At 66.6% G+C, this 25,290-nt stretch carries 18 protein-coding genes; 6 read left to right on the top strand and 12 right to left on the bottom strand.

Going from position 1 to position 25,290, the window contains the following annotated elements:
- The first annotated feature begins 174 nt into the window (after positions 1 to 174).
- Positions 175 to 735 (top strand): DUF484 family protein, encoded by a 561-nt coding sequence (locus ASE22_RS11775; RefSeq protein WP_056359303.1) that lies wholly within the window; start codon positions 175 to 177, stop codon positions 733 to 735.
- Positions 720 to 1,646 (top strand): tyrosine recombinase XerC, encoded by a 927-nt coding sequence (locus tag ASE22_RS11770; RefSeq protein ID WP_082545619.1) that lies wholly within the window; start codon positions 720 to 722, stop codon positions 1,644 to 1,646. The genes ASE22_RS11775 and ASE22_RS11770 overlap by 16 nt, the downstream gene beginning before the upstream one ends.
- 48 nt (positions 1,647 to 1,694) lie before the next feature.
- Here the strand turns inward: ASE22_RS11770 and ASE22_RS11765 are convergent, their stop codons facing one another.
- The 9 genes from ASE22_RS11765 to ASE22_RS11725 form a co-directional block, all read right to left on the bottom strand.
- Positions 1,695 to 5,759, bottom strand: coding sequence for a multiheme c-type cytochrome (locus tag ASE22_RS11765; protein WP_056361101.1), 4,065 nt, complete (start codon positions 5,757 to 5,759; stop codon positions 1,695 to 1,697).
- Positions 5,760 to 5,794: 35 nt separating this feature from the next.
- Complete coding sequence (locus tag ASE22_RS11760) at positions 5,795 to 7,678, bottom strand: hypothetical protein (protein ID WP_414894404.1); 1,884 nt, start codon at positions 7,676 to 7,678, stop codon at positions 5,795 to 5,797.
- Between the two features lie 35 nt (positions 7,679 to 7,713).
- On the bottom strand, positions 7,714 to 9,726 hold the full coding sequence (locus ASE22_RS11755; protein ID WP_056359298.1) for a GlcG/HbpS family heme-binding protein: 2,013 nt from the start codon (positions 9,724 to 9,726) through the stop codon (positions 7,714 to 7,716).
- Positions 9,723 to 11,048, bottom strand: coding sequence for a multiheme c-type cytochrome (locus ASE22_RS11750; protein WP_200933209.1), 1,326 nt, complete (start codon positions 11,046 to 11,048; stop codon positions 9,723 to 9,725). The genes ASE22_RS11755 and ASE22_RS11750 overlap by 4 nt, the downstream gene beginning before the upstream one ends.
- A 202-nt stretch (positions 11,049 to 11,250) precedes the next feature.
- Positions 11,251 to 12,687 carry an aldehyde dehydrogenase family protein gene (locus tag ASE22_RS11745; RefSeq protein ID WP_056359292.1) on the bottom strand — a complete coding sequence of 479 codons (1,437 nt, stop codon included), beginning with the start codon at positions 12,685 to 12,687 and terminating at the stop codon, positions 11,251 to 11,253.
- Between the two features lie 91 nt (positions 12,688 to 12,778).
- The gene (locus tag ASE22_RS11740) at positions 12,779 to 14,431 is read right to left on the bottom strand and encodes an acetolactate synthase large subunit (protein WP_056359290.1); all 1,653 of its coding nucleotides are present in this window, start codon (positions 14,429 to 14,431) and stop codon (positions 12,779 to 12,781) included.
- 126 nt (positions 14,432 to 14,557) lie between these two features.
- A complete protein-coding gene (cysS, locus tag ASE22_RS11735) occupies positions 14,558 to 16,090 on the bottom strand; it encodes a cysteine--tRNA ligase (RefSeq protein WP_056359287.1) in 1,533 nt (510 codons plus the stop codon).
- Positions 16,091 to 16,269: 179 nt separating this feature from the next.
- The gene (locus ASE22_RS11730; protein ID WP_056359285.1) at positions 16,270 to 17,028 is read right to left on the bottom strand and encodes a hypothetical protein; all 759 of its coding nucleotides are present in this window, start codon (positions 17,026 to 17,028) and stop codon (positions 16,270 to 16,272) included.
- The gene (locus tag ASE22_RS11725) at positions 17,012 to 19,039 is read right to left on the bottom strand and encodes an adenylate/guanylate cyclase domain-containing protein (protein ID WP_056359282.1); all 2,028 of its coding nucleotides are present in this window, start codon (positions 19,037 to 19,039) and stop codon (positions 17,012 to 17,014) included. The genes ASE22_RS11730 and ASE22_RS11725 overlap by 17 nt, the downstream gene beginning before the upstream one ends.
- A 183-nt stretch (positions 19,040 to 19,222) precedes the next feature.
- On the opposite strand from ASE22_RS11725, the gene rmuC reads away from it, so the two are divergent.
- The 4 genes from rmuC to ASE22_RS11705 all read left to right on the top strand — a co-directional run bounded on the left by rmuC (position 19,223) and on the right by ASE22_RS11705 (position 22,558).
- On the top strand, positions 19,223 to 20,560 hold the full coding sequence (gene rmuC, locus ASE22_RS11720; protein WP_056359279.1) for a DNA recombination protein RmuC: 1,338 nt from the start codon (positions 19,223 to 19,225) through the stop codon (positions 20,558 to 20,560).
- 17 nt (positions 20,561 to 20,577) lie between these two features.
- On the top strand, positions 20,578 to 21,036 hold the full coding sequence (locus tag ASE22_RS11715; RefSeq protein WP_056359275.1) for a hypothetical protein: 459 nt from the start codon (positions 20,578 to 20,580) through the stop codon (positions 21,034 to 21,036).
- A 183-nt stretch (positions 21,037 to 21,219) separates the two neighbouring features.
- On the top strand, positions 21,220 to 21,924 hold the full coding sequence (locus ASE22_RS11710; protein ID WP_056359273.1) for a glutathione S-transferase N-terminal domain-containing protein: 705 nt from the start codon (positions 21,220 to 21,222) through the stop codon (positions 21,922 to 21,924).
- A gap of 139 nt (positions 21,925 to 22,063) precedes the next feature.
- On the top strand, positions 22,064 to 22,558 hold the full coding sequence (locus ASE22_RS11705; RefSeq protein ID WP_056359270.1) for a hypothetical protein: 495 nt from the start codon (positions 22,064 to 22,066) through the stop codon (positions 22,556 to 22,558).
- An 18-nt stretch (positions 22,559 to 22,576) separates the two neighbouring features.
- On the opposite strand, the gene ASE22_RS11700 is transcribed toward ASE22_RS11705, so the two are convergent.
- From ASE22_RS11700 to ASE22_RS11690, 3 genes are all read right to left on the bottom strand, one after another.
- The gene (locus ASE22_RS11700) at positions 22,577 to 23,308 is read right to left on the bottom strand and encodes a TorF family putative porin (RefSeq protein WP_056359266.1); all 732 of its coding nucleotides are present in this window, start codon (positions 23,306 to 23,308) and stop codon (positions 22,577 to 22,579) included.
- A gap of 2 nt (positions 23,309 to 23,310) precedes the next feature.
- On the bottom strand, positions 23,311 to 23,748 hold the full coding sequence (locus ASE22_RS11695; protein ID WP_056359263.1) for a hypothetical protein: 438 nt from the start codon (positions 23,746 to 23,748) through the stop codon (positions 23,311 to 23,313).
- A 112-nt stretch (positions 23,749 to 23,860) separates the two neighbouring features.
- The gene (locus tag ASE22_RS11690; RefSeq protein WP_056359260.1) at positions 23,861 to 25,246 is read right to left on the bottom strand and encodes a M28 family peptidase; all 1,386 of its coding nucleotides are present in this window, start codon (positions 25,244 to 25,246) and stop codon (positions 23,861 to 23,863) included.
- Between the last annotated feature and the right edge of the window lie 44 nt (positions 25,247 to 25,290).

The raw sequence follows: 25,290 nt of genomic DNA, 5'->3' as shown, positions 1-25,290 counted from the left end.
ATCCCGGCTTTCGCCGGGATGACGATCGGGAGATTTAGGGACGCGGCCGTTTATGCAAAGGCCATCTTCGCAGCGACGGAGCGCGCTTCGGTCAGGGCGGCGCATCGCGCGCGGTGCTTGCGGACCACCAAACAACCCATTGTGTGTTAACCATTGCGGGGTAAACTGCCCGTCATGGGAAGCGTGATCGACTTCGAGGGCGGCGCGATGGCCTCGCTCAAGCGGCGCATGGCCGAGGTGGAGGAGGCCAATCAGGACCTCATTGCCTTCGCGCGCGGCCATTCGGGCGCGGTCTCGTCGATCCATGCCGCCGTGCTCGCCGCCACCGAGGCCGACGGGCTCGATCATCTTATCCACATCGTCACCCAGGTCTGGCCCGACATGCTCGGCCTCGACGCAGTCTCGGTCGCCCTGTTCGTCGACGATCGCGGGCTGCGCGCCGATGCTTCGGGCATGCAGTTCGTCGAGCGCCGGATCATCGAGCGGTCCATCCTCGATATCGAGGGGGTGGTGATGCGCAGCGTCGATCGCGGCCATCCGCTGTTCGGGCCGGCGTCCGAACTGATCCGCGCCGAGGCGCTGATCCGCCTCTCGTCCGAAGCGCCGCTGCCGGGCGGGGTGCTGGCGCTGGGCCAGCGCCGTCCGATGGGGTTCGAAACCCGTGCCGGGTCCGAACTGCTGGGCTTCCTCGGCGCGATGCTTTCGCGCATGATAGGGCGGTGGTTGCTGCCCTGACATTGGACGATCATCCCGCTCGCGGCGTTGCCGTGCTGTGGGCGGATCATCTGCGCCGCGACCGGCGGCGGTCGGAGCATACCGTCCGTGCCTATCTCGCCACCGCCCATCGGCTGATCGGCTTCATCGGCCGCCATCGCGGCGGGGTGGTCGATGCCGCCTTGCTGACCCGGCTAGATCGCGGCGACCTGCGCGCCTATCTGGCCGAGCGTCGGGCCGAAGGGCTGGGCAATGTTTCGACCGCGCGCGAGCTGTCGGCGATCCGCAGTTTTCTCGATTTCGTCGCCGACCGCCAGGGCGCGGCCAAGCCGGTCAAGATCAAGGGCCCCCGGATCAAGAGGGGCGTTCCCCGTCCCGTGGCGCCCGACGATATCGCCGCGATCGCCGAGGATGCCGCCGAGTCCGCGACCGAACCCTGGATCGCCGCCCGCGACGAGGCGGTGCTTCTGTTGCTGTATGGCGCCGGCCTACGCATCGGCGAGGCGATGGCGTTGACCGGGGATATATTGCCGCTCGGCGATACGTTGAGCGTCACCGGCAAGCGCGCGAAGACCCGCGTCGTGCCGATGCTGGCGCCGGTCCGCGCGGCGATCGAGCGCTATGTCGCGCTCAGCCCCTATGGGGCGGCGCCGGGCGAGATATTGTTCCGCGGCGCGCGGGGCGGTCCGCTGGCGCCGGAACTGATCCGTCGGGCGGTACAGGCCGCGCGGGTACGCCTGGGGCTGGGCGAGCGGACGACGCCGCATGCGTTGCGCCACAGCTTCGCGACCCATCTGCTCGGGCGGGGCGCCGACCTGCGCTCGCTGCAGGAACTGCTCGGCCATGCCAGCCTGTCGTCGACCCAGGTCTATACCGGCGTCGATGCCGCGCACCTGATGGACGTATACCGCAACGCCCATCCGCGGGCGTGAACTCCCGGAGGGTCGTTGCGGTGGATAACGCCGGGATGACGAGGCGGCTTATTTCCGCGCCGGCACCCAGTCGGCGAAGGTCGGGGTGTCGCTGACCTTCCAGACCTGGCCCTTGGCGTTGAGATAGAGCTTCTCCATCTCGTTGCGCTTGAAGGGACGTGAACCGATGCGGCCGAAGATCGCGATCTGGTTGCCGCTCTCGTCGACGCCGCGGTCGCGATCGAGCCCCTTCGACAGCGCGAGCGCGGGGGAGGGCGTCCTGGCCCAGGCGATCAGCTCGGGCTTCGGCGCGGGCGAGAAGCCGTAGAAGTTGGGTTGGCTCTCGGGCGAGGTCAGCTGGATCACCTTCAGCCCGTTACGCCCGTCGGCGACATAGGCGAACAGCGACGCGTTGGTCGTACCGACGATCACGTCCTCGGCGTCGTTCAGGCGGCCGTCGAAGGTCACCTTCTGATAAATCGCCGGCTTCAACGGCCGCTTGATGTCGACGATCACCAGACCGTCCTGCTTCGCCGCGACATAGGCATAGGTGCGGGCGAGATAGACGCGCTGCGCATCGGCGATCGGCACGGTCGCCGACGGGACCAGCACCGGCCTGTCGAGATGGGTCACGTCGACGAGCTGGAGCCCTTCGGCGGTCGTCACCCAGAGATAGCGGAACTGGAGCGCCGAGGCGCGGGCGTCGCGCAGAGGCACCGTCGCCGCCAGGCGCGGATGCTTCGGATCGGTGAGGTCGACCACGACCAAGCCGATATCGGCGGTGATATAGGCATAGTTGCCGCCCAGCGTGATGTGACGGGCACCGGCGAGGATATTGTTCTCGTTCCAGGTCACCGTGCGCTTGAAGAAGTTGTTGCGCGGTTCGCCGTCGGCCAGCGTCTCGACATTGACGACGATCAGGCCTTCGACCGAGTCCGTGACGAAGGCGTAGCGATAGATTTCGCCCATCTTCTGCTCTTCGTTCTCGGGATAATATTTGATGATGTGATCGTTGCGCTCGGTCGAGATGTTCTGGTCGGTCGGCAGCGCCATGCAGGTGGCGTTCCGCGATGCGATGTGGGTGTCGTGGCCGAGCGGCGAGAAGGGTGCGGTGATGATCCGCTGCGAGGTGCCCTTGTTGGCGATCGAGGCGACGTCATAGGCGCGGAAGCCGCCCTTGCCCTCGGCGACGAAGAAATATTCGCCGCGTAGCTGGACGCAGCGTGCAGCCCCGCCGGTCGGATGGTGGGTATTGGCGAACTCCTCGAGCGAGTCCGGCTCGCCCGACAGATTCTTGTCGAAGCGGGTACCGCGCACCCATTCGATCAGCTCGCGGTCGTGGCCGAGATGCTGCCTGTACCAGTCGGGATAGGCATATTTGTGGAGGTAGGAGCCGATCACGGCCTGCGGTTCGCTCCACTCGGTGACGCGGATCGCCTCGATGCCCTTCTCCAGCCCCGTCCAGGCGTTCATGCCGACGAAGTTCACGAAGTTGGTGCCGAGCAGGTTGAGCTGCGCCATGATCGCGTTGTTGTCGTCGTCCGCCGAGAGGTGGCAGTCGGTGCACTTCTTCGTTTCGGTCTTGCGGACCGTGTGCGGGAAGTGCGGCGCGAACGCCTGGCTCGAGAAGCCGGCGGACGAGATCGGCGGCTGCTGGATATAGATCCGTTCGCGGTTGATGTTGGTCGATGACAGCACCAGCGCCGATGTCGACCGGATCGGGGCGATGATGTTGCCCTTGGTCGTCTGGTGGATGCCGAGCTGGAACATCTCGTCGCGGGCGACCTGCGGATTGTAGGTCGCGAAGTTGCGCGTCTCGATGCCGTCATATTTGTGGCTGCTGGTCTTCCAGTTCGCCTCGATCGGCAGGTGGCATCCGCCGCACGACGTCGTCCAGGACAGGTGGCAGGTGAAGCACGCCATCTTGTCCATGCTGTGCGCGCGGTCCTCCGGCGCGATGCCGGGTCCCCAGTCGAACTTGCCCGTCTCGACTCCCGCCTTGCCCATCAGCTTGGCGCGAGCCGCGAGCGGGTTGAAATGGGCGCTGGTGCGGTCGACCGCTTCCTTGACCAGCGACACCTTCCACTCGATCTTCGGATCGACGATCGAACGCTGGATCAGCACGCGCTCGCCATTGGCGTCGCTGGTCCATTCGAAGCGGCGCTTGCCGTCCTGGTTGCGCAGCAGCGACAGGTCGGTGCCGCCCGGAGGCGCTGCCGGACCTGACGTGCGCAAGGTCGGGAAGGCGTCGGGCGTGCCGTGGCAATCCTTGCAGCCGATCTCGACGGCGTTGGCGACCTCGCCGTAGATCAGGCCGTTGCCGTGGCTGTCCTGCGCGAAGTGGCAGTCGGCGCACTGCAGGCCCTTTTCGGCGTGGATGTCCATCATGTGGACCGCCTTGCCCTTCTGTTCGCCGACGGGGGCGAATTCGGGCATGCCGTCCTTGCGGAATTTCTCGGGATCGTCGGGCGAGACGATGTTGCCGGCGGCGTCGAGCAGGTTGCCCTCGCGGTCGCGCTTGTAGATCGCGCGGAAGTTCCAGCCATGGCCGTGATAGTCGGCGAACTGGGTATCCTTCGCCTTCGGGTTCACATCGTCATAGACGTTGCGCAGGAAATCGAGATCGGACCATTTCCCGATCGCGGCGGCCGCCTCCGGGTTGCGCTCGAGCACGGCGTGACGCTCGGCGATCGTCGGGTTCTTCTGCTTTTCCGGCCACATCAGCGGCGCGTCGGACTCATAGTCCCACATCGTGTAGCCGAGGTAGCTGTTCAGGAAGATGTTGGGCTGGTGCATGTGGCAGTTCATGCACTGCGCAGTCGGGATCGCCTTGGTGAAGGCGTGCTGGATCGGGTGCCCCTTCTCCTTCTGCGCGCCGATCGGATGGGCCGGAACATCCGCCGTGCCGTGCATGGTGACATCCTCGGCGCCATGCCCGTCATGGTTCGGGGCGGGGGCGCCATGGCCGTCCTTGGCGCCGTGGCCGCCGCCATGGCCGTCGCCGCTGGGCTCGAGCTTGTCCTTGATCGTCGGGTCGAGCGTCGCGGTCTGTCCGTCGCGGCCATATTTGGCGTAGATCAGGCTGTGCGTCGGCTCGCGGTCGTTGGCGTAGACGACGTGGCAGCCGGCGCAGCCCGAGTTGCGGTAGTCGCCGGGCTGGTCGTTGGTGCCCATGAACCACATGAACGGGTCGTTGAGGCGCGTCTTGTGGATGTTGAGCACCGGGATCGCGACGCGCAGGCCGGTGGCGGGGCCGCGGTTCGATTGCTTGAGGTCGGGACGACCCGGCTCCTCGAGCCGCTGGATGATGCCGGTAGAGTTGGGCAGGCCGATCTCGGCGAAGCCGGTGTTGATCGTACGGCCGCCACGCTCGAACACGCGGAAGATGTCGCTCGGCGGGATCACGTGCCAGGTCGGCAGCGGATACATGACGGGCAGCGCGCCGCGCGCCTTCTGTTCCGGGGTCACCGTGCCCGGGGTCGCGCCGGGCGACTTGATCTGCGCGGGTTCGCCCTTGTCGGTATAGGCCTCGCCGAAGATGTAGTTCTTGTAGGGGACGATACCGTTATTATAGGCGCCGCCACCCCACAGCATCGCGCCGGTCGACATCAGCGAGCGTTCGGCGGCCTGGATGATTTCCAGGTGGCAGGAGCCGCAGGCCTGGCGCGCTACACGGTAGTCTGCCGGGTTGACGAAGCGCACATATTCGGGCGCTTCCTTATTGAGCAGCGTGTAGCTCCGCTTCGGGTTGGCCGAGGAAGGCCAATGCCAGCTCTGCGGATATTTCGGCAGGACGTGCGCCTTGTCGCGGGCGCGGACATAGGCCGCGTCGCCCGCCTTCACGCTGGGCTGGACGTGGACGGTGGCGTCGCCGCCATGGCAATCGACGCAGCCGAGCACGACCGCCTCGGTCTGGTGCATCGTCTTGCGGTCGGTCGCGGTATGGCAGGAGACGCAGCCGGCGCTCTTGGAATCGGCCTGGGTCCAGTCCTGGGTGCGCGGGGCATCGGCGAATTTGGGATAGGTCCGGGCGACCGGCTTCTCACCCTCGGAAGCGGGGGCCGGCGAAGGCGCCGAGACGAGCAAGGTGATCGCCCCCGCCAGCGCCACAGCGCCGCGAGCCGCCCACCGCATCGTCATCAGGGATCCCAAGCCTCGCATCTATACCCTCAGAAAGACAGGATCGTGTTGAAGAGGACCGAATAATAACGGTCGTCCCCGCGTGAATTCGTGAACAGGTCCGAAAAGCCCTTGCCGGGATCGAGCACCGCGCCCGACAGCCGGAAGATCACGTTCTGGACCATGCTCGGCCGCCAGATGAAGGCACCCGACAGGTCCCAGCCGATCGACTTCGGAATGCTGCCCTCGTTGCGCAGTTCGCGCAGCGTCGCGGTATTCTCGAACCAGAGGTGGTTGAGGTTGGTCGAGAAGCGCAGTTGCGGCAGGATGTCGAAGTCGCCGCCGAGGCCGAGCAGCATCGTGCCCGGATTGTTGAAGTTCGACTGGCCCTGTTCCTTCGAGGTTCGCAGGTCGTTCAGCAGGCCGTTGCGCGGCGAGATGGCAACGTTGACGCCGCCGCCCGCGAAGGGAACCACCTGGCGGATCCAGTAGCTGGTGTCGGCGCCCGCGAAGATCGGATTCTCGAAGATCGCGGAGAAGCCGGTCTCCTTGTTGTCCTTCGGCTTGCTGTCGCCCGTCGCATAGAGGCCCGACAGCTTCACGCGGATCCAGTCGATGTCGTAGCTCAGCTCTGCCGCGGCGAAGAAAGCGCGGATCTTGGCGGGTTTCGAGGTGAAGAAGCTGTTCCGGTCCTCGCCGAACGCGCCGTAGAAGGACGACGTCAGGTTGAGGCGCTTGAGGCGCCCGTCGAGGCTGTAGCCGACATAATAGACGTCATATTCGCGCGGCCGCTGGTCGCCCAGCAGGGCGGGACGGACCGGGAAGCCGTTATGGTCGAACTCGCGTTCCTTCTCGCGGTTGAAGTTCGCGGTCACCGAGACGAGCGAGGTCAGGCCCTGGATCGGGAAATCCTGCGCGAAGAGGTTCGCATGCAGGATATAGTCGTCGCGCGGCTTGCGCGTGATGTCGTTGAGGCCGCTGTTGGTGTCCTTGTCGAGACGCCAGATCGCGTTGAGGTTGAACTGGTAGCGATTATTGTCGCGATTGCCGAACAGGCGGATGCCGAGCTGGTTGTCCTGGAACAGGAAGCCGCGGAAATCGAACTGGAAGGGCTGGATGCCGACGCGCAGCGAGTCGAAATCATAGCGGTCCGAACGATTGCCCAGATGCTTGTCGATGAAGAATTCCTGGAGACCCAGGAAGCTGTCGGTCCGGTGGGTCGGACGCGAGGATTCGACGTGAAGGACGCGGCGTTCCTGCACGTTCACATAGTTCACCTGATAGGCCAGCAGCACCCGATATTCGACGTCCGGCGGCTTGTACGCGGTCGATCCCTTGGTCAGGCCGAAGCCGAACAGACCGGTCTGCGCCAGCACGAGGCTGCGGTCGCGGCCAAAGGTGTCGATCGCGCCCGGATAGCTGCTGGTCTGGTCGGCGACCGGCGTCGGGAAGGAGCGCGGCTCGACGACCGTGTCGGAGATCGCATTGATCCCGAAGAACCAGTCGTCGCCGGTGATCGGCAGGAAGAAGGGCTTCTTGTCGAGTTGGATCGGGACGTCCGCCTTGAGCGGATTCTGGTGATAGGGATCGAAGCGCGAATGGCAGACCGCCTGGAGCCCGACGAAATTCTTGTCCGGGCAGAGTGCGGTGACGAGCCGCCAGCGATCGGGGATCGGAAACTGGTCGGTCGGGAAGGCTTCGGGCGGCGGCGCGGACACCGCGCCGACATTGTTCTGCGTGACCGGCGCCGGCAGTTCGGTGACGTAGCCCGGACGGCGGCGGCCGTCGATCATCGGGTCCGCGACGGTCGCGCCGGGTTCGACACTGCCCGGGACGGCGAGCGCGTCCGGAGCCGGTACGCCGGCATCGGCCGGCGCCGCCTCGGCGATCGGGGGCGCTGGCGCCTCTTCGGGCGCGGCCGACGCGAGGGCCATCGCGTGGAGCAGGAGGGAGGAGAGTGCCGCCGCCATTATTTTCCGCCGCAGACGTCCTGTTCGGACGTATCGAGGAAGGGGGCGAAGGGGCAGTTCACGAACCGCAGCCGGACACCGGCGCCGACCGCCACGACGATCTGGTCGGCGCGGATGGCGGCCGGAGCGTTGCCGATGCTGCCGACCCGCACGCCGGCATTGTGCAAGCCGAGGAACGAGATCATGTCGTCCTGGTCGATGCCGTCGCCCGAAACGCCGAGGCCGCCGACCAGCATGTTGCCGCGGTAGATCGGCACCGAACCCGGAAAGATCTGTATCCCGTTCTGAAGCCTGTTCTGCGCCTTGCCGGCTACGTCGGGGCCAAAGGTGCAACGCTGCCGCGTATCGGTGGGCGTTGCGCCGAGAACGAAGTTGAGATGCTCGCCGAGATTGCTGAAGATCAACGCGCTCTGGAGACCGGTGGAGAAGGGGCTCCATTCGCTAAACGGACGCGAGAGCGGCCCGTTGGGACGACCGACCTCGCCATCGGGGAAAAAGGGTCGGGACAGGTTGCCGCCCGACCGGTCGGCAAAGGCATGGGTGCCGGTCAGCGCCTGCGGATCGTTGAGGAAGGTCCGGACCTTCTGGACGAAGGATTGCACGTCGGTCGAAGGATTGCCGAGTAAATCCCCGGCCGCATGGGTGCCCGAGAAGAAGGTCGCGGTCCGGGCCTTCTGGATCGAGACGTCGCTGCCGAAGATCGGCGCGTCGGGCGATCGGTCCATGCCAAGGATCGAGCCATGCGTGTCGACGACGGTCATCGTCACCTGGGCACGGCTGTCCAGCGGCTTGCGGATCTGCGCCCGGGCCCGGGTCATGACCTTGAACGCTTCTTCGAGCAGCGCCTTCACTTCGGCGGCGGTCAGCGGCGTCGGGTTGTCGCCGCCATCGGTGCCGGCCCGGATCGGGTAGCGCGGGTTGCCGGCGCCGTCGGTGAAGATGAAGGCGTCGGGATTGTCGATCGCGACCCCCGAAGCGCGCTCCGCCGCCGTCGCCGCCCTGATGCCGGAGGCTTCGGTGCCATAGGGTGTGCCGGCCAGGATGGTGGGCGTGCCACCCTGCGCATAATAGCCATTGACCGAGACCAGGGTGCCGACGCTGCCGTTGAGGGCGGAGAAGGCGCGGGCGCTCGCCGGGGTGGAGCGGATGTCCCCGGCATCGGCGTCGCTGTAGCGGAGTTGGACGACCGCCTGGATATTGTTGCCGCGAATAGCCTCGGGGGCCTCGAAGCCCGACACGCCGGCCAGCGCGATGATCTCGTCGTCATCCTTGTCGACATCGTCGATATTGGCATCGAAACCGTAGAGGCCGTCCGCCATCACGCCGATGCCGCCGACGGCCACTCCGTTCTTGTAGATCGGAAAGCCTCCCGGATCGGCGGCAAGGCCGAGCGGCGAACGCTTCGGCCCGATCAGCGCGCCAGAACCGCCAGCGGCGCTGTAGCGCTGGTTGAAATCCGAGCAGGGAAGCTGGCTGAACTGCACGCCGAACAGCGGACCGCCCGCCAGCATGTTGTTTCCGGCGGGGAAATGCTCCTGCACGATGAAGCTGGCCGTGCGGGTGGAGAAGGCATTGCCGCCGGAGGACAGATAATCCCCGGTGATCGCCTTCGCGATGGCGGCGGCGACGAGCGGATTGCTGTCGACGGTGCCGGGGATGACCAGCCCTTCGACGTCGGTCGGCTTCACCGCGCGATTGGAGGTCTTGATCGAAAGCGTCGTCGGCGCCCCGTTCATGCGGAACACCGCAAGGACGTTGCCGGGGCGGTCGACGATCGCGATGACTGCGGGCTTGTTGCGTGCGGTCGCTTCCTCGATCGCCTGCGCCAGGATTTTCTGCACGTCGGCGGTGGTCAGCGATTCCTGCGCCGGAACCGCATAGGCCTGCGTCTGGGACGGTGTCGGTGTCGGGGTGGGCGTGGGGGACGACCCCCCGCTGCCCCCGCCGCCGCACGAGGCGAGCGTGAAGGCGACGGCGGTGAAAGCAGCTACACTACGCGAGGCAAAGGTCATTTGAGGGCCCTTATCGACGCGGCTGCCTGACCCAGGGCCGCGCGGAATTCCGCGGGACGATAGGCGTTGCTGTTGCCCACCGCCTTGTACGCCCGGTCGATCGCGCCGCGCGCGTCCCGAGCCCGATCCTCGCTCACATGGCCTTGGCGGACCAGCGCGTTGAGCAGCGTGTCGACTGCCATTACCGCCTGCGCCGACCCTTCATAGTCGGTGAAGCGCGGCGAGATCGCGCCGCCGGCGATCGCGTCGATGATCGCGAAGGTCTCGGCGCGCCCGAAGGCGGTGCGGCCCAGCGTGTCGGCCAGCCTGCCCGCCGATGCCGAAAGCCGACGCGCGGCGGCGACGGCGGCCGGGCGATCCTTTGCCAGCGCGGCGTGGAAGGCCTTGGAGTCGGCGTCGAACGCGGCGGCCATGCCGGGCGCCGCGATCTTGGCGGCGGCCGACAGCATGATCATGTTCTCGTCGTTGAACGGCGGCATGCCCGATGGGATCGGGCGTCCCGGATTGGCGACCCAGTTGGACTTGCCGGCCGGGCCATCGACGATCTGCCGGTGACAGCTGTGGCAGTCGAAGAAATAGATTTCCGGGAAGATGCCGTCGGTGCCGAGCCCGGGGCTGGCGAACAGGCTGGTCGCGCGGCCGACCGCCGACGCCTGGCCGACCGCCCAGAGCTGGACGTTGTCGGTGCGGTGCTTGCGCCGCACATAGTCGGGATCCTCGTCATGATGCTGCTGGAGCGCCGAGAAGAGGTCGACTTCGAACGAGACGCGCGGATGGCCCGCCGCCATGATCCGGTGGGAGACGAACTGGCCGGGCCGGTCGCTGCCGAGGTGACAATCGAGGCACTTCTCGGCACGGGCGCGCGGCTGATCGAGCGGATAGAGCCCGCGCGAAACGTTGGTCGCGTGGCTCTGGCCGACCGCATAATGAGTCGAAAGCCAGCCATTGCCGCCACCGGCTCCGCCGTGACAGGCTTCGCAGCCGACGCCGTCGGTCACCTGCCAGAGCGGCCCCTTGCCGGCATAGGCCGGGTCGGCGTGGCAGCCGAGGCATTCCCCGGCCGAGGTCGCCCGGCCGATGCCCATCTTCGCGGCGATCGCCTGGCCGCGTGCCGAGGCGAGCGCGGCAAAGGCGCGGCTGTGCGCGCCGGTCCTGCTGGAGGCGTTCTGCCACTGGAGGATCTCGTCCTGGCGGACGATCTTGCCTGTCGGTTCGCTGCGGCCATGGCAGGTCGAGCCGGCACAGGAGGCCACGCCGACATGGACATTGCCGGTCGAAGCCGATGCCGAGGAGGCGACGGCCTGTTCGGCCGTGCCCGTCATGGCGAGGAAAAACAGCGCAATGCCGAGAACCGCGGCCCCAAAAAGCCCGCAGACAAAGGACAGCCTGCCCGAGACCTTACCCCCCAATTCGGCGCTCCCTAACTGCCGATGCCCATTCGTAACGCCACTTTTGCCCCTGGGCGGTCACGATCGAGAGTTTGTATCGCTCTTTAACCGCCCGATGGCAATCATTCAAAGCTTATCAAACGCTTCGCCGCCGGATCACCAGGTTGCGGATCTCGGTCATGTCTTCCATCGCGAAGCGGATGCCTTCGCGGCCCAGGCCCGAATCCTTGACGCCGCCATAGGGCATGTTGTCGACCCGATAGCTCGGCACGTCGTTGACGACGACGCCGCCGACGTCGAGATCGTCCCAGGCGTCGAGGATCTTGAAGATGTCGCGGGTGAAGATGCCGGCCTGGAGGCCGAATTTCGAATCGTTCACGATCCGAAGCGCCTCGTGCCAGTCGCTGAAGCGGATCAGGAAAGCGGCGGGCCCGAAAGCTTCCTCCCGGTTGATCTTGGTATCGAGATCGACATTTTCGAGCAGGGTCGCCTCGAGCATCGCGCCGTCGCGTCCGCCGCCGCACAGCAGGGTGGCGCCCCTGGCGACGGCTTCCTGGATCCAGCCGTCGAGGCGCTGGGCTTCCTTCACGTCGATCATCGGACCGACGAAGGTCTTCTCGTCATGCGGATTGCCCGCGATCAGCGTCCTGGTCCTGGCGACCAGCTTGGCCTTGAACGCGTCATAGACCTGGTCGTGGACGATGATGCGCTGCACGCCGATGCACGACTGGCCCGACTGGTAGAAGGCGCCGAAAACGACCCGGTCGACCGCATCGTCGAGGTCGGCGTCGGCATCGATGATCACCGCGGCGTTGCCGCCCAGTTCGAGCACGACCTTCTTCTTGCCGGCGCGAGCCTTCAGGTCCCAGCCCACATCGGGCGAGCCGGTGAAGGACAGCAGCTTGAGGCGATCGTCGACCGTGAACAGGTCGGCACCGTCGCGTGCGGCGGGAAGGATCGAGAAGGCGCCCTTGGGCAGGTCGGTCTCGGCCAGCACCTCGCCCATGATGATCGCGCCGAGCGGGGTGCGGCTCGCCGGCTTCATCACGAAGGGGCAGCCGACCGCGATCGCCGGTGCGATCTTGTGCGCGGCGAGGTTGAGCGGGAAGTTGAACGGCGAGATGAACGAGCAGGGACCGATCGGCACCCGCTTCCAGATGCCCTGATAGCCTTTCGCGCGGGGCGAAATGTCGAGGGGCTGGACCTCGCCGGTCATGCGCACCGATTCCTCGGCGGCGATGCGGAAGGTGTCGATCAGGCGACCGACCTCGCCGCGCGAATCGTTGATCGGCTTGCCGGCCTCGATGCACAGCGCATAGGCCAGTTCGTCCTTGCGCTCGGTGAAACGGTCCACGCAATGCTGGAGGACCGCCTGCCGCTCGTAGCTGGCCATCTTCGCCATCGGCTCGGCGGCCTTCACCGTCCATGCGATCGCGGTGTCGATGGTCTTCGCATCGGCCAGCGCGACCAGGGTCGCGACCTCGCCGGTGAACTTGTCGGTCACCTTGAGGTCGGTGTTGGGCTGCTGCGCCTCGTTGGCGAGGTAGAGCGGGTAGGTGTCCTTGAGCTTCATCGCGATCCGTCCAACTGTGCAATATTCTTCCGAGGCGGAAAGCCGTCGGCCGCGTCGGGGGCGGGCCCCGTCCGCGCCGACGACGCGCCGGTCACGAGACCTGCTTGCTCAGCGTTTTGATATCCTTGTTCAGGATCTGGTCGTTCTCGGAATAGTCGACCGGGCAGTCGATCAGGTGGACGCCCGGCGTGTCGAGGCATTCCTTGAGCAAGGCGCTCAGATGCTCGGCGCTTTCGACTCGGTGGCCCTTAGCCCCGTAGGCCTCGGCATATTTGACGAAGTCGGGGTTGCCATAGGTCAGGCCCCAATCGGCGAAGCCCATGTTCGCCTGCTTCCAGCGGATCATGCCGTAGGAGTTGTCGTTGAGGATCAGCACGGTGATGTTGAGGCCGAGCCGGACGGCGGTCTCCATCTCCTGGCTGTTCATCATGAAGCCGCCATCGCCGCAGATCGCCATGACCTTCTTGTCGGGATAGACCATGGCCGAGGCCATGGCCGACGGCAGGCCCGCGCCCATCGTCGCGAGCGCGTTGTCGAGCAGGACGGTGTTCTGCTGGCGTGCCGGATAGTTGCGCGCGAACCAGATCTTGTACACGCCGTTGTCGAGGCAGATGATGCCGTCGGCCGGCATCGCCTTGCGGACCTCGCGGACGAGGTGCGGCGGGAAGATCGGGAAGCGCATGTCGTCTTCGAGCGACTCGGTATGTTCGACCTCGGCCTTGCGGGCCTTGAACATATAGTCGAAGTTCCACCGGCCGGAGGGGACGATGTCCTCCTTCATCTGCCAGATCGCGTTGGCGATGTCGCCGATCACCTCGACCTGCGGGAAATAGACCGGGTCGACCTCGGCTGACTTCGAGCTGATGTGGATCACCGGGGTGCCGCCATTCTGCATGAAGAAGGGCGGCTTTTCGATCACGTCATGGCCGATGTTGACGATCAGGTCGGCATGCTCGATCGAACGGTGGACGAAGTCGCCCGCCGACAGCGCGGCGCAGCCCAGGAACTTCGGATGGCATTCGTCGATGACCCCCTTGCCGAGCTGGGTGGTGACGAAGGGGATGCCGGTCTTCTCGATGAACTGGAGCAGCATGCGGCCGGTCAGCTTGCGGTTGCCGCCGGCACCGATGACGAGGACGGGCGACTTGGCCTCCTCGATCATCTTCACCGCGGTGCGCACCGCCTTCGGCTCGGCCGATGGGCGTCGCGCCAGCGACGGCTTGATCGGCGTGGAATCGGTATGCTCGTCGGCGACGTCCTCGGGGAATTCGATATGCGTCGCGCCGGGCTTCTCCTCCTCGGCAAGGCGATAGGCCTCGCGGACGCGGCTCGGGATGTTGTCGGCGGAGGCCAGCTGGTGCGTGAACTTGGTGATCGGCTTCATCATGTCGACCACGTCGAGGATCTGGAAGCGACCCTGCTTCGACTTCTTGATCGGCTTCTGGCCGGTAACCATCAGGATCGGCATGCCGCCGAGCTGCGCATAGGCGGCGGCGGTGACGAAATTGGTCGCGCCCGGCCCGAGCGTCGCCATGCAGACGCCGGTCTTGCCGGTGTGGCGGCCATAGGTCGCCGCCATGAAGCCGGCGCCCTGTTCGTGGCGGGTCAGGATCAGCTTGATCTTCTTGGATCGCGAGAGGCTGTCGAGCATGTCGAGATTTTCTTCGCCGGGAACGCCGAAGATATATTCGCAGCCCTCCTCCTCCAGGCATTGGATGAAAAGATCGGATGCCTTCGTCGCCATGCTTTGCTCCCCCTCTATGTGCCGCGCCCCTGCCGCAGCCACGCAAGATGGGCGATTGCTATGTCATTTCGGCGACGGGGGACAGGATTTTTTACAATCTGTTGCGGATTGATTCCGCGCCTCCTTTCAGAGGTCGAGAATCCAGTCCCAGCGCATCTCGCCGGCCCCGTCCATGACGGTAACGCCTTGCTCCGCAAGGGAATCGCGGAGGCGGTCCGACGCCGCATAATCCTTGGCGGCACGCGCCGCCTGACGTTCGGCGATGCGCGTTTCGATCTCGCTTTCGGCGATCCGTGCCTCGGCCGGGCGCAGCCGTAGATCGATTCGACGAAGCCGGAGAAGGTCGAGGCCGAGGGCGAGATCCATCGATGCCAGCAAGCGCAGCCGCTCGTCGGCCGGAACCGCCTTGTCGGCGAGCGCGGTCTCGAGAAGCGGCAGCGTCTGGGGGACCATCAGGTCGTTCGACAGCGCCTCGTCGAACTGGGCGATCAGGGCCTGCGCCTTCGCGCCGAGGCCCGCCTCGATCACCGAGCGCTGATAGGCGACCGACGCACCTTTGCTGGCCGCGCTCTCAGAAACCAGGCGCAGCCATGCGGGTTCACCCGCCCTGTCGCGCAGAGCCTCTGTCGCCAGCACCAGTCGGGTCAGCCGGGTCAGCGCCGCCGCCAGCGCCTCGGCCGAGAACTCCAGTTCGGACCGGTAATGCGCCGAGAGGCAGAGCAGGCGGTAGGCGAGGGGGTGGACGCCCTTGTCGGTCACGCTCTTCAGCGTCGCGAAGCCGCCCTTCGACTTCGACATCTTGCCGCCGCGATCAACGAGGAAATTATTGTGCATCCAGAAATTGGCGCCCGAGGCCGCCGTGCCGGTGAACGCCTGGTTCTGGGCGATCTCGTTGCAGTGGTGGATCTCGCGATGGTCGATGCCGCCGGTGTGGATGTCGAACTGGCTGCCGAGATATTTCATGCTCATCACCGAGCATTCGAGGTGCCAGCCCGGCGCGCCCGGGCCCCAGGGCGACATCCATTCCATCTGGCGCTGCTCGCCTGGTGCCGACCGGCGCCACAGCGCGAAATCGGCGGCGTTGCGCTTGCCCTCGACCTCGGCGATGCGGCCGACGGTTTCATCGGGCCTGGCCCCGGCGAGGCGGCCATAGTCGGGCACCTTGGACGTATCGAAATAGAGGCCGCCGTCGAGTTCGTAGCTGGCGCCCGCCGCCTCGATCGTGCGGGCGAAGCCGATCATGTCCTGGATATGGTCGGTCGCCACGCTCCAGATCGTCGGTGCGATGATGTTGAGGCCCGTCAGGTCGGCCTTGAACGCATCGGTGTAGAAGGCTGCGATCTCCCAGATCGTCTGCGCGGCCTGCTTCGCCGCCGCCTCCATCTTGTCGTCGCCCTGGTCTGCATCGGAGGTCAGATGGCCGACATCGGTGATGTTGACGACATGATTGACCGGCCAGCCCTTCCAGTTAAGCGTCCGGCGCAGCGTATCGGTGAACACATAGGCGCGCAGATTGCCGAGATGGGCGAAGTTGTAGACCGTCGGCCCGCAGCTGTAGAGGCGCACCATCGCCGGATCGATCGGCGCGAAGGCGCGGGTCGACCGGGTGAGGCTGTCGAACAGCATCAGGGGAGCGCCGAAGGGTGCGGTGTCGGTCATCGTTCATCCATAAGGTGACAGGGGCGCGGCTCTAGAGCATTTTTGAGGAAGGGGCCAAGGGGCGTCTTCCACATCCGTCATCCTCACGACCGTCCGCTGGAATGACGAAGCGAGAGGGCAAAAAGCACGAAGGCCGGCGGGTCGCCCCACCGGCCTTCGCTCTTATCGAAGAAGCGGGTTCAGCCCTGCGACTTGCCGTCGGGCAGCGCGACCGTCTCGATCAACAGGTCGAGCTGCGCCTTGCAGTCGGCCTTGATCAGCGACTGGGCCATGTCCTCGAGGCCCGGCGAGGTCGGCTTGACCACGACGAACTTGAGCGAGGTCGGGGCCTTGGCGCCATCCCAGCTCAGCTTGTACTGGCCGCCGTCGCTGACGGGCAGGCCGGCCGGCCACAGCGCGGCCGACTGGCCGGCCGCCAGGTCGATCGTGCCGCTGGTGCCGTCGGCCTTGGTGATCTTGACGCTCGCCGCCTTGCTGGCGTCGGGGCGCCACACCGTGACCGACGAGGTATCGGCGATGCACATGTTCGCACTGCGGGTCACGTCGACATACCAGACGTTCGGGTTCCTGCCGGCGTTCTTGTCGATGCCGCTCGCGCTGCGCACGGCCCCGATGCGGGCACGCCGCTCGCCGCCGCCCGCGACGAGCGCGTTGAGCGTCGAGCCGGTGGTCGCCGCCGCGACCGTCGATGCGGTCGAGCTGAAGGTGCCCGGCCCGCTCAGGGTACGGGTGCCGCGGCCGTCGAGCAGGACGACGGTGTCGCCGGCCTTCAGGACGATCTTGGCATTGTCCGCCAGGGCCTTGCCGGCCGGGTAGACCTTGGCCGACGGCCCGGCCGAACGGACGACCAGCGGCGCCGCGACGGCGCTTCCCGCCAGCATCACTCCAAGGAACGCCGCAATGGCAGCCTGCGGCCGGCGCTTATTTGTCCAGAGCACTATAACCTCCCGGTCCAACCTCACGAAGACGCTCTATCAGATTGGCGAGCGCCTTATCATCAGGATTATCTACGGCCATCTTTTCGAACTCGGCCAACGCACTTTCGTCTCCTGCATCATATCTACGGAAGATGTCTGTGAACTGTTGCACAGCCGTTTCCGAAAAATCGAGGACAGGTTCGAACACCTCCATCGGGGTCGATCGTCCCGACACCGCGATCCGCCCGACCGGCCGGAAGCAGGTGAGGGCCGAACGCTCGATCACCGTGTCGCTGACCAGCGTCTTGGTCTTGAGATATTTGTTGGCGCCCTCGAGCCGCGACGCGGTGTTCATCGAGTCGCCGAGCGCGGTGTACTGGATGCGGCCCTCGCCGCCGAAATTGCCGACGATCGCCTCGCCGAAATGGACGCCGACGCGGGTGACGCCGATCGGCGGCACGCCTTCGGGCGCCTCGCGGCGGAACTGCTCGCCCGCCTCGTACATCGCCACCGCGCATTTCACCGCGCGCTCGCAATCGTCGGGACGACTGATCGGCGCGCCCCAGAAGGCGACGATCGCGTCGCCGACGAACTTGTCGATCGTGCCGCCATGTTCGAGCACCGTCTCCGAGAGCACGTCGAGATATTTGTTGAGCAGGAAGGCCACCATCTCCGGCTCGATCTGGTGGCTAAGCTTGGTGAAGCCCTCGAGGTCGGAGAACAGCGCGTAGATCTCGCGCTTCTCGCCGTGCAGCTGGAGCCGCTCGGGATTCTTCATGATGTCCTTGGCGATGTCGCCGGGCAGATATTTGCCCAGCGCCGACGCGGCGAAGTTGCGCTGTTCGGAACCGATTCCGCGCGCCGCGGTGCCGACCGCCGAATAGGCGAAGACCCAGCCGATCAGCCAGCCGAACACCGGCAGGCCCTGCGTGTCGATGCCGTGGAACTGCCAGATGAACGGCACCGCGACGATCGCGCCAGCCTGCACGATCAGCAGCAGGCCGAGCTTCCAGATCCTCATGCTCGACACCGCGGTGAGTGCGCCGAGTCCGATGACGCCGAGTGCGATCAGCCACAGGCCCCAGCCGGGAATCTTCTTCGGCATGACGTTGTCGAGCATCTGCGCGAGCAGGGTGGCGTGGATTTCCAGTCCGATCGTCGTCTCGCCCTTCTCGATGCGCGAGGACGGCGTGATGAACTGGTCGATGTCGGGGATATCGCCGCCGATCAGGATATAGCGCCCCTCGATCTGCGGGCGGAACGCCTCGATCAGGTCGGGGTTGGCGATGATCTCGATCGGGAATTTGTCGAATACCGGGCGGTCCGCGAACGCGGGAAGCCGGTAGCGGATCGAGCCCTGGTAGGTGCGGAACTGGTCGAAGCCGCCGGTCAGCGAGTTCGCCATCAGCGGCGGCAATTCCTTGGGCTGGTTCGGCCAGCTGCGCATCACGCCGTCGTCGTCGGCAAGCAGGCGGATGCTGGTCGCGTGGACATTGCCCGGCCTGGTCTGCTTCAGGAAGTCGCGCAGGAAGGTCTCCTGGTCGAGCGTCATGAAGGTCTTGTTGGTCGCGTTGGACGCGAAGCCCAGATAGGTCGGGGTCTTCATCGTCCGGAACGCGTCGATTAGGATCTGGTCCTCGGGCGTCGGCTGATCGACGAGAATATCGATGCCGATCGCCTTCGGCTTCATCTTGTCGAGCGCGAGCAGCCCCTTGGCCAGCATCGCGCGGTCGAGCGGCGAGCGGCGCCCGGTCAGCCGCAGCGTATCCTCGGTGAAGGTCACCATCGCGATGCGCGGGTCGGTCTCGACGCGCGGGCTGGCGAGCAGCAGGCGGACGTCGAACAGCGCGCGTTCGGCGTCCTTGGCGAGCATGACGTTCCAGCTGTAGCGCGCGAAGGCCAGGCCGAGGATCAGGAAGATCGCGGTGACGATGAGCCGCGTCGTGCCGATCTGCCGCAACGTCTTGCGCAGCACCGGCCCGAACGTCCGGATGCGCGTCGCCAGAGAAGCGCCTTCGCCGCTACCCGCCATCAGAATCCCCCCATATACCCCGCCCGGGATATTAGCCGCTGCGGCGCGGATGGGAAGCGGCGAGTTGACTTGCATTCGCGGGCGGCTCGGGGCAGGGTTCCCATTCTGTTCCAAAGCTGGCTTTGCCTCGCTTATACTGTCTCGCCTAATTCGCCTCGCCTAATCTGCCTCGAAGGAATCTCGATGTCGCCGCTCGTCGCCCTTGCGCTTCCCCTCTGCCTGCTGGCCGGCCTCGCCCTTGGCTGGCTGGTGCGTGGCCGGCTGCTCGCCAACGGCGCCGAGGATGCCGCCGAACTGCGCCGCGCGCTCGATGCGACGCGCGATGCGCTTGGCCGGTCGGAGATCGAACGCTCGGCGCTCGCCGCCGAACGCCAGGCGCGGACCGAGGCTTTCGAAGCGCAGATCCGCCAGCTCCAGGAAGCCAAGGAGCAACTGACGGCGCAGTTCGCCGAGGTCGGCGGCAAGCTGCTCGAGCAGGCGCAGCGCCAGTTCCTCGAACGCGCCGACCAGCGCTTCCACCAGGCGGGCGAGAAGAGCGAGGCGCAGCTCAAGGCGCTGCTCAACCCGGTCGAGACCACGCTCAAGCGCTACGAGGAAGGGCTGCAACGCGTCGAGAAGGAGCGGGTCGACAGCTATGCCGGCCTGCGCGAGGCGGTCGACCAGGTGCGCGTCGGGCAGGGGCAGGTCCGCGACGAGGCGGCCAAGCTCGTCAACGCGCTGCGCGCCAGCCCCAAGGCGCGGGGCCGCTGGGGGGAGCAGTCGCTGCGCAACGTACTCGAACAGTCGGGCCTGTCGCCCTATGCCGATTTCGCGACCGAGGTCTCGGTCGACACCGAGGACGGGCGGCTGCGGCCCGACGTCGTCGTCCGCCTGCCGGGTGGCCGCAAGCTGATCGTCGACGCCAAATGCTCGTTCAACGCCTATCTGGATGCGACCGAGGAGGTCGACGAGGCCGCCCGTACGACCTTGCTCAAGGCACATGCCGCGGCGTTGCGGACCCATGCCAGCCAGCTCGGCCAGAAGAGTTACTGGGACCGCTTCGGCGAGGCCGCCGACTATGTCGTCATGTACATCCCCGGCGAGCATTTCCTGTCGGCGGCGATGGAGCAGGACCCCGAGCTGTGGGACTGGGCGCACCAGCGGCGGGTGTTGATCGCGACGCCGATCAACCTCGTCGCGCTCGCCCGCACCATCGCCAGCGTCTGGCGCCAGGAGAAGATGGCCGAGGAAGCCCGCGCGATCGGCCGGCTCGGCAAGGAGATGTACGAAAGGCTGTCGGTCGCGGTCGGCCATCTGCGCCGGGTCGGCGGCGGCCTCAACAGCGCGGTCGAGAATTACAACAAGTTCGTCTCGAGCTTCGAGGGCCGCGTGCTGGTCACCGGCCGTAAGTTCCGCGACCTGAATGTCGAGACCGGCGACAAGGAGATCGACGAGATCCCCGCGATCGAGACGCGGGCGAGCGAGCCGTCGGTCGACCTGCTGGCCTCGCCCGAGGAGACCGGCAAGGTCCTGCCGAACTGACGCGACGGGGGCGGGCGATGGCCCTGACCGAGAACAAGCCCGACCATTGGTTGTCGCTCGGGATCATCTGGGTGGTGCTGATCGTCGCGACCCTCGTTTTCGCCTGGTTTTCCGCCACAGAATATCTGCGCCGCGACGCGATCCTGTCGGGCGGACGTGAACTGTCCGCGCGGGTCGTCGCGCATTATCGCAGCGATCCGTCGCCGCTGGCGAGTTGTTCGCTGCGGATCGAGTTCCGTGATCGCCTGACGGCGTTTCAGGACGGCCTGGCGATCGGCTGTAGCGAACTGGGCGACTATCCGGTCGGACGGCGCCTGAACATCGTCGCGAACATGGCGCGAGGCGACTGGATGCCGGCCGGGCAGGGGCGCTTTCCGTCAGCGATCTTCGGCGTGGTGGCCGGACTGGTGGGGATCGCCTTCGCCGCCGTCCACACCTTGCGAATGCGGGCGCAGCCGGACAGCGAGGTATATTGAGCGCTTCGGCTTCCATCTTGCCGTCATGCCAGCGAAGGCTGGCATCTCAGGAGACGGAGATGGGCGCGAGGCAGGAGCCGCCCGAGATGCCAGCCTTCGCTGGCATGACGATGAGAAGAGGGGCTTGCCGAACCTCGCCGCTCTTCCCAACTCCCGCCCAACCGCATCCCCAAGGAGGATTATATGGCCGACCTGTCCGCTTTCCCGATCACCCGGCGCTGGCCGGCCGAGCATCCCGACCGCATCCAGCTCTATTCGCTCAACACGCCCAATGGCGTGAAGGCGTCGATCATGCTCGAGGAGACCGGGCTGCCCTATGAGCCGCACCTCGTCGACATCACCGACAACCAGAGCCACACGCCCGAATTCCTGTCGCTCAACCCGAACGGCAAGATCCCGGCGATCATCGATCCCGACGGGCCCGGCGGCAAGCCGCTGGCGCTGTTCGAATCCGGTGCGATCCTGATCTACCTCGCCGACAAGAGCGGCAAGTTCATCCCCGAGGACCCCGCCGTCCGATATGAGGCGATCCAGTGGGTCTTTTTCCAGAACGCCGGCATGGGCCCCATGTTCGGTCAGGTCGGCTTCTTCAACAAGTTCGCCGGCAAGGACTATGAGGATAAGCGCCCGCTCCAGCGCTACGTCGCCGAATCGAAGCGGCTGCTCGGCGTTCTCGACGGCCGTCTCGAAGGGCGCGACTGGATCATGGGCGCCGATTACAGCATCGCCGACATCACCAGCCTGGGCTGGATCCGCAACCTGATCACCTTCTACGAGGCACGCGATCTGGTCGATTACGACGGCCTGAAGAATGTGCCCGCCTGGCTGGAGCGCGGCCTGGCCCGTCCGGCCGTGCAGCGCGGGCTGGAAATCCCCAGGCGCCCCTGATTCGCTCCGATCTTGCGTTTCGTGCAATGGATGCAGGCCGTCCATCGCATTGAAACGCCGGTACGAATGCGACAACCCTGCTACCTATACCGGAGACGGCCCCATGCACGGGCCGTCGTCCCAGCAGCAGGGGTGTTCCATGAAGATGTTCCTCTCGGCCGCCATGGTGCTCGCGATCGCACCGGTTCTCGTGCCGGCCACCGCGAGCGCGCAGCAGCAGAGCTTCTCGGCGCCGTCGAAGGACGATGTCGTGTCGCGCATGTTCGTCTGGTGGAATGCCGCCTTCAAGGATCCGGAAGGCTTCACGCCGCAGGCGTTCGGCCGCTACTTCACCGAGGATGCGGTGATGCGGATCAACGGCACCAACCGCGCGAAGGGACTGACCGACCTCGCCGCGCGCTTCCGCATGATCCAGAAGAGCGTCGATGCCGTCGAGATCAAGGTGCCCTTCGTCGAGGCCTTCTCGTCGCCCGACGGCTCGAAGATCTTCACCTATCATCTCGAGGAGGCGGTCGAGAAGGGCAAGCCCAGCCACTCGATGGTGATGGGCTATGCGGAGATCCGCGACGGCAAGATCGCCCTGATCAACTTCCTGAGCATGGAGGGCCAGCCGGGGCCGGTCGCGGGAAAATAGGAAGGGCGTCGGTTCGTCCTACAGGCTGAACCCGATCCGTGCGGCCAGCCGCCGTCCGCTGTCGGCGGCGATCGGGCCGGTGGCGATGCGGCCGCCATGCCATGTGTCGGTCAGGTCGACGCCAAGGGTGAAGGGGCCGCGCACATAGTCGATCCGCAGCGCCGCATCGACGTAGCGTCCATGCGGGCGCAGCCGCGCCGAGCGGATCGGATCGTCTGCATCGCCGCTCGACCGGCCGACCCGCGCGCCGACGGTGAAGGGCGTGCCGACGACCGCGACCGACGCGTTCGCGGCCAGATAGAGATTGTCGCCGCCGATCGCGTCCTGCCGCGGTGCGTAGAGCGCGAACAGGTCGAGCTGGAGCGGCCCGATCATCGTGCCCGCGCCGCCGCCGAGCTCGACATAGTCGGCGCCGCCATGGCCGGGAAAGGCGTGGTGGCTGATCTGCGCGTCCGCCCGGACCGCGCCGAAATCGCGCCGGTAGACGATCGCGCTGTCGATCCCCGCCGATGCGCCGTCATGACGTGCGCTGCCGCGAAGGGTCGTCCCTGCCACCGATAGCGAGAGGCCGTCGGCGGGTTGCAGCGACAGGCGGGCGCCGGCGGCCGGGCGGCCGTCGCTCCAGCTCAGCCCGCGGCGGCGCTCGTCGCTGGTCAGGGTGGCGGACAGCGACGGCGACCAGTCCGCCGCCTGCGCGGCCTGGCCGCTGAGCAGCAGCCCGGAAAGAAGCGCCGCTGCCCGGAGGCGCATGGTCAGCTCGCGTTCGGCCGCGCCGCGGCCTCCAACTCGGCGAGCAGCGTCGCGCGGTCGCGCTCGACCACCGCGAGGACATGGCGGCGCACCTCGTCGTCACGTGCGGCGACTTCGCGGTCGATCGCCTTCTTCGCGCCGGTGCAGGTGCCGGGCCGGCTGCCTTTCAACTGCAGGTCGCCGTCGACCACGCGGCTGAGCGCGCCGGCCGCGCCCAGCTTGCGCTCGACCACCACCCTGGCGACCCAGTTGCAGCGCACGACGCCGCCCGTGCGCGTCGGCGGAGACATGCCGATCTGGCGGGTGCTGAGCGCGGTCGTCGCGCGATAGTCGACAGTCACCGGCGCGCCACGGTGCTCGATCGTCGTGCGATGGAGATGGCCGCCATCGGCGCCGGCCAGGGACGCGCTGAGCGCCCCCAATAGCATCATCATGGACATTTCGTTCTCCTGCTTGCGCCGCCTTTATGCGGGCGGTCGCAACGGCCGAGGTATGGCCGCCATGTTGCTGTTCCTTTGCCGGGCGGCGACATTTGCCGCTGCCGGGCCCTGATCAGTGCGCGCGAGGCTCTACCGGGCCGTAGTCGGCCGGGTCGTTGGCGACGACCGACAGCATCGCCGTCCACGCCGCCACATTCTGGCGCAGCTGCGCCGGATCGACCTTGTCGAGCGTGTCGTCGGGGGTGTGGTGCAGGTCGAAATAGCGGGTGCCGTCCTGGCTCAGCTCGATCACCGGAACGCCGAGCTTCTGGATCTCGGATATGTCCGAGCCCGACGCGTCGCCATTCTTGCCGCCGGGGACGATGCCGAGGGGGGCGAGCGCGGCGGCGAGCGGCTTCAGCGCGGGCAGGGCGGCCGGTGCGAGCGAGGTCTGGTAGCGCCAGACCCGATCCGCGCCGAAGTCGGATTCGGCCAGCATGTGATGCTTCTCGTCCTTATGCTTTTCGCGATAGGCGGCGCCGCCGAACAGGCCGATCTCCTCCGAACCGAACCAGACGATGCGGATGGTGCGCAGCGGCTGCCCCGCGTCCATGATCCGCTTGGCCGCCGCGGTGGTGATGGCGACGCCGGTAGCATCGTCGATCGCGCCGGTCCCCTGGTCCCAGCTGTCGAGATGGCCGCCGACGAGGACGATCCCGGCGGCGGGATCGCGGCCCGGCACCTCGGCGATCACATTGCCCGAGGTCCGCTTGCCGTCGGCCTTGGCCGTCACCTTCAGCGCGATCGTCACGGCGCGGCCGCGCTTCAATATCCTTTCGAGCTGGTCGGCATCGGGATTGGCCAGCGCCAGCGCCGGAATCGGCCGCGCGCCATCGCTCCAGTTCTGCGATCCGGTGTGCGGGGTGCGGTGGTGATCGGTACCGATCGACCGGATCAGGATCGCGGCGGCTCCCAGATTCGACGCGATCGATGGGCCGTTGCGGCGGATCTGGCCGACCGGCGAATAGGGCGATCCGTCCTGGGTCGCGGCCATGCGGTGGGTGACGAAGACGATCTTGCCCTTCACCCGCGCCGGATCGGCCGCCTTGAGCGAATCGAGGCTGTCGAAGCCGATCACCTCGGCCTTCAGGCCCTTGGCCGGGGTGGCGCCGCTGTTGCCGAGCGCGGTGAGCACCAGCGGCTGGGGGTATGGAGCGACGATCTCGGCGCTGGCCTCGCCGCGTTCCCACCACGGCACGTCGAAACTCTCGATCCGGACATTGGCGAAGCCGAGCGCCTTGAGCTTGGCGACCGCCCAGTCGCGGGCGCGCGCCTCGGCCTCGCTGCCGGCCAGGCGCGGGCCGACCTCTGTGGTCAGGCCTTCGGTGATGTCCCAGGCGATCGTGTCGGCCAGCGCGGCGTCGCGCAGCGCTGCGGTGTCGTCGGGCCTGGCCTGGGCCAGGAGGGGGGAGGAGACGGCGGCGGAGGCGACGAGCGCCAGCAACAATGTTTTCTTCATGGGGTTGGACGCTAACCGCCCGCTCCCTATTTGCCAATTGCCCT

Source organism: Sphingomonas sp. Root720 (assembly GCF_001428605.1).
Classification (GTDB): domain Bacteria; phylum Pseudomonadota; class Alphaproteobacteria; order Sphingomonadales; family Sphingomonadaceae; genus Rhizorhabdus.
Note: the sequence above shows the minus strand (reverse complement) of the source record. Positions and strands in the feature narration are given on the sequence as shown.

What these genes read in the sequence shown, in the direction of transcription:
- rmuC (WP_056359279.1), top strand. Translation starts at nt 19,223, where the DNA reads ATGTCGCCGCTCGTCGCCCTTGCGCTTCCCCTCTGCCTGCTGGCCGGC.
- ASE22_RS11705 (WP_056359270.1), top strand. Translation starts at nt 22,064, where the DNA reads ATGAAGATGTTCCTCTCGGCCGCCATGGTGCTCGCGATCGCACCGGTT.
- ASE22_RS11745 (WP_056359292.1), bottom strand. Translation starts at nt 12,687, where the DNA reads ATGAAGCTCAAGGACACCTACCCGCTCTACCTCGCCAACGAGGCGCAG.
- cysS (WP_056359287.1), bottom strand. Translation starts at nt 16,090, where the DNA reads ATGACCGACACCGCACCCTTCGGCGCTCCCCTGATGCTGTTCGACAGC.
- ASE22_RS11695 (WP_056359263.1), bottom strand. Translation starts at nt 23,748, where the DNA reads ATGTCCATGATGATGCTATTGGGGGCGCTCAGCGCGTCCCTGGCCGGC.
- ASE22_RS11710 (WP_056359273.1), top strand. Translation starts at nt 21,220, where the DNA reads ATGGCCGACCTGTCCGCTTTCCCGATCACCCGGCGCTGGCCGGCCGAG.
- ASE22_RS11725 (WP_056359282.1), bottom strand. Translation starts at nt 19,039, where the DNA reads ATGGCGGGTAGCGGCGAAGGCGCTTCTCTGGCGACGCGCATCCGGACG.
- ASE22_RS11700 (WP_056359266.1), bottom strand. Translation starts at nt 23,308, where the DNA reads ATGCGCCTCCGGGCAGCGGCGCTTCTTTCCGGGCTGCTGCTCAGCGGC.
- ASE22_RS11715 (WP_056359275.1), top strand. Translation starts at nt 20,578, where the DNA reads ATGGCCCTGACCGAGAACAAGCCCGACCATTGGTTGTCGCTCGGGATC.
- ASE22_RS11760 (WP_414894404.1), bottom strand. Translation starts at nt 7,678, where the DNA reads ATGGCCCTCGCGTCGGCCGCGCCCGAAGAGGCGCCAGCGCCCCCGATC.
- ASE22_RS11765 (WP_056361101.1), bottom strand. Translation starts at nt 5,759, where the DNA reads ATGCGGTGGGCGGCTCGCGGCGCTGTGGCGCTGGCGGGGGCGATCACC.
- ASE22_RS11755 (WP_056359298.1), bottom strand. Translation starts at nt 9,726, where the DNA reads ATGACCTTTGCCTCGCGTAGTGTAGCTGCTTTCACCGCCGTCGCCTTC.
- ASE22_RS11690 (WP_056359260.1), bottom strand. Translation starts at nt 25,246, where the DNA reads ATGAAGAAAACATTGTTGCTGGCGCTCGTCGCCTCCGCCGCCGTCTCC.
- ASE22_RS11750 (WP_200933209.1), bottom strand. Translation starts at nt 11,048, where the DNA reads ATGACGGGCACGGCCGAACAGGCCGTCGCCTCCTCGGCATCGGCTTCG.
- ASE22_RS11775 (WP_056359303.1), top strand. Translation starts at nt 175, where the DNA reads ATGGGAAGCGTGATCGACTTCGAGGGCGGCGCGATGGCCTCGCTCAAG.
- ASE22_RS11740 (WP_056359290.1), bottom strand. Translation starts at nt 14,431, where the DNA reads ATGGCGACGAAGGCATCCGATCTTTTCATCCAATGCCTGGAGGAGGAG.